Origin of the sequence: Rubrimonas sp. (assembly GCF_036788415.1) — a bacterium.
Taxonomy (GTDB): Bacteria; Pseudomonadota; Alphaproteobacteria; order Rhodobacterales; family Rhodobacteraceae; genus Rubrimonas.
Genome location: NZ_DAIQNN010000212.1, coordinates 1 through 2590, shown reverse-complemented (window position 1 = coordinate 2590; position 2590 = coordinate 1). Strand labels below are relative to the sequence as shown.

The following is a 2590-nucleotide window of genomic DNA, read 5'->3' as shown; positions in this document are numbered from 1 at the left end:
ATCGACGAGGACCAGTGGGAGAGCGCGGACCGCGCCCTGCTGTGGCTGTGGACCGAGTTCGGCGCGAAGAAGGTGCCGGCGCTGAAGCCCCGCAAGGAGGGCGAGAAGCCGAAGGTCAACATCATCGGGCCGATCTACGGCACGTTCAACATGCCCTCCGACCTCGCCGAGATCCGCCGCCTGATCGAGGGGATCGGCTGCGAGGTGCACATGGTGTTCCCGCTCGGCAGCCACCTCGCCGACGTGCCGAAGCTGGCGATGGCCGAGGTCAACGTCTGCATGTACCGCGAGTTCGGGCGCAAGCTGTGCGAGGCGCTGGAGCGGCCGTTCCTGCAGGCGCCCATCGGCCTCGACAGCACCACGCGCTTCCTGCGCAAGCTGGGCGAGCTGACCGGGCTCGACCCCGAGCCGTTCATCGAGCGCGAGAAGCACACCACCATCAAGCCGCTGTGGGACCTGTGGCGCTCGGTGACGCAGGATTTCTTCGCCACCGCCTCCTTCGGGATCGTGGCGACCGAGACCTATGCGCGGGGCATCCGCCACTTCCTCGAGACCGACATGGGGCTGCCCTGCGCCTTCGCCTACCAGCGGACGGCGGGCGAGAAGACTGACAACGCCGCCGTGCGCGCGGCGATCCGCAAGACGCCGCCGCTGGTGCTGTTCGGCAGCTACAACGAGCGGATGTACGCCGCCGAGGCCAAGACGAAGGGGCCGTTCGCGCCGCAGTTCATCCCCGCAAGCTTCCCCGGCGCGATCATCCGCAGGCACACCGGCACGCCCTTCATGGGCTACGCCGGCGCGACCTATCTGATCCAGGAGGTGTGCAATGCGCTGTTCGACGCGCTTTTCAACATTCTGCCGCTGGGAACCGATCTCGACGCGGTGGACGCCACCCCGACCCGGGGACGCGAGGAGCTCCCATGGGACCCCGAGGCCAGGGCAGCCTTCGACCGCATCGTCGAGACCCACCCGGTCCTGACCCGCATCTCCGCCGCCAAGACCCTGCGCGACGCCGCCGAGCGCGCCGCGCGGGCCGAGGGGGCGCACCGCATCACCGCCGCGCGGGTGACCGCGCTGGCCGACCAGCCGGCCTGACGGGCCGCAGACAGGAGTGCCGACCATGGCCGACACCGCACACTCGACGGACTTCGCCGTGCTGCGCCAGCGCGACCGGCTGGAGTTCAAGGTCCTGCTCTGGGCGCTGGCCGCGCTGTTTCTGGTGGTGGCGGCCTTCGGGCGCCTGCTGCCGCGCAGCCTGCGCCCGTTCAAGAGCGACGGGAAATCCATCATCGGTGAGGCGCGCGAAGCCGCGAACACCGTTGCGCCGTTCGCGTTCATGCGCTGAACGGCCCAAGAATTCGCCTCGTCGGCTGAAGTCGACGATGCGATCCCCGGTAGAGCGACTCTCCGGGGGCCCTGCCGCGCGGGTTCAGCGCGGTCACGGCCCTAGCGGCCAATGTCGGAGGCTATCACATGGCTGACGAAAAGACGTCCATGTCGGGACTGACCGACGCGGAGGCCAAGGAACTCCACGAGATCTACATGAAAGGTTTCGTGCTGTTCACCGGCGTCGCCGTCGTCGCTCACTTCCTCGTGTGGCTGTGGCGCCCGTGGCTGGCCGGTCCGGAGGGCTTCACGTCCCTCGAGACCGTCACCACCGCGCTCACGATGATCGGGTAAGGGGACCATGGAAATGATGGACAAGTTTTACAAGATCTGGCTGATCTTCGATCCGCGCCGGGTCTTCGTCGTGCAGGGCATCTTCCTGTTCGGCCTCGCCGTGATGATCCACTTCGTGCTGCTCAGCACCGAGCGGTTCAACTGGTTCGAGGGCAACCCGGTGGCTTCGCTCGATCCGGCGACGCTCGCGACCCTCGCCCAGACCATGCTCGGCTGACGCCGATCCTGGCCAGCTGCGGGCGGGGCTGCGCCTCGCCCGCCGCGACCAATTTCACACGCGGCCCGCCGATCGCCGGCCGCGCCCCAGGGGACCGATCGGAGGCATCTGCCATGGCCCTGCTCAGTTTTGAGAGAAAATATCGCGTCCGTGGCGGGACGCTGGTCGGCGGCGACCTGTTCGACTTCTGGATCGGTCCGCTCTATGTCGGCTTCTTCGGCGTCGTGACGGTGTTCTTCAGCGCCATCGGCACCGCGCTCATCTTCTACGCCGCCGCCCTCGGCCATGACGGCATCCAGACCTGGAACCCGTGGCTGATCAACATCGCGCCGCCGGACCTCAGCTACGGGCTGGCCTTCGCGCCGCTCCAGGAGGGCGGCTTCTGGCAGCTCATCACCTTCTGCGCGACGATGGCGTTCTGCTCCTGGGCGCTGCGCCAGGTCGAGATCTCGCGCAAGCTCGGCATGGGCCTGCATGTGCCGATCGCGTTCTCGTTCGCCATCCTCGCCTATGTGGTGCTGGTGATCGTGCGGCCGCTGCTGCTAGGCGCCTGGGGACACGGCTTTCCCTACGGCATCTTCAGCCACCTCGACTGGGTGTCGAACGTCGGCTACCAGTATCTGCACTTCCACTACAATCCCGCGCACATGATCGCGGTCAGCTTCTTCTTCGTGAACGCGATCTTCCTCGCGT

General features: G+C 67.3%; 4 protein-coding genes and 1 pseudogene. All 5 read left to right on the top strand.

Annotated features, from left to right (window positions below):
• Window positions 1-1095 (top strand): chlorophyllide a reductase subunit Z (bchZ, locus tag V7Q31_RS18675; protein WP_333835341.1); only part of this gene is annotated, 1095 nt, incomplete at its 5' end.
• A 25-nt stretch (window positions 1096-1120) separates the two neighbouring features.
• A complete protein-coding gene (locus V7Q31_RS18670) occupies window positions 1121-1345 on the top strand; it encodes a hypothetical protein (RefSeq protein WP_333835340.1) in 225 nt (74 codons plus the stop codon).
• A gap of 128 nt (window positions 1346-1473) precedes the next feature.
• Window positions 1474-1680: a light-harvesting antenna LH1, beta subunit gene (gene pufB, locus V7Q31_RS18665; RefSeq protein ID WP_442976763.1), complete on the top strand. Its 207-nt coding sequence runs from the start codon at window positions 1474-1476 to the stop codon at window positions 1678-1680.
• Between the two features lie 16 nt (window positions 1681-1696).
• Window positions 1697-1897, top strand: a complete 201-nt coding sequence (gene pufA, locus V7Q31_RS18660) for a light-harvesting antenna LH1, alpha subunit (RefSeq protein ID WP_333835342.1) — start codon at window positions 1697-1699, stop codon at window positions 1895-1897.
• 113 nt (window positions 1898-2010) lie between these two features.
• A pseudogene (locus tag V7Q31_RS18655) lies at window positions 2011-2590 on the top strand (photosynthetic reaction center subunit L); the annotation flags it as partial.

Coding starts and splice junctions, on each gene's coding strand:
- pufB (WP_442976763.1), top strand. CDS start 1,474: ATGGCTGACGAAAAGACGTCCATGTCGGGACTGACCGACGCGGAGGCC.
- V7Q31_RS18670 (WP_333835340.1), top strand. CDS start 1,121: ATGGCCGACACCGCACACTCGACGGACTTCGCCGTGCTGCGCCAGCGC.
- pufA (WP_333835342.1), top strand. CDS start 1,697: ATGGACAAGTTTTACAAGATCTGGCTGATCTTCGATCCGCGCCGGGTC.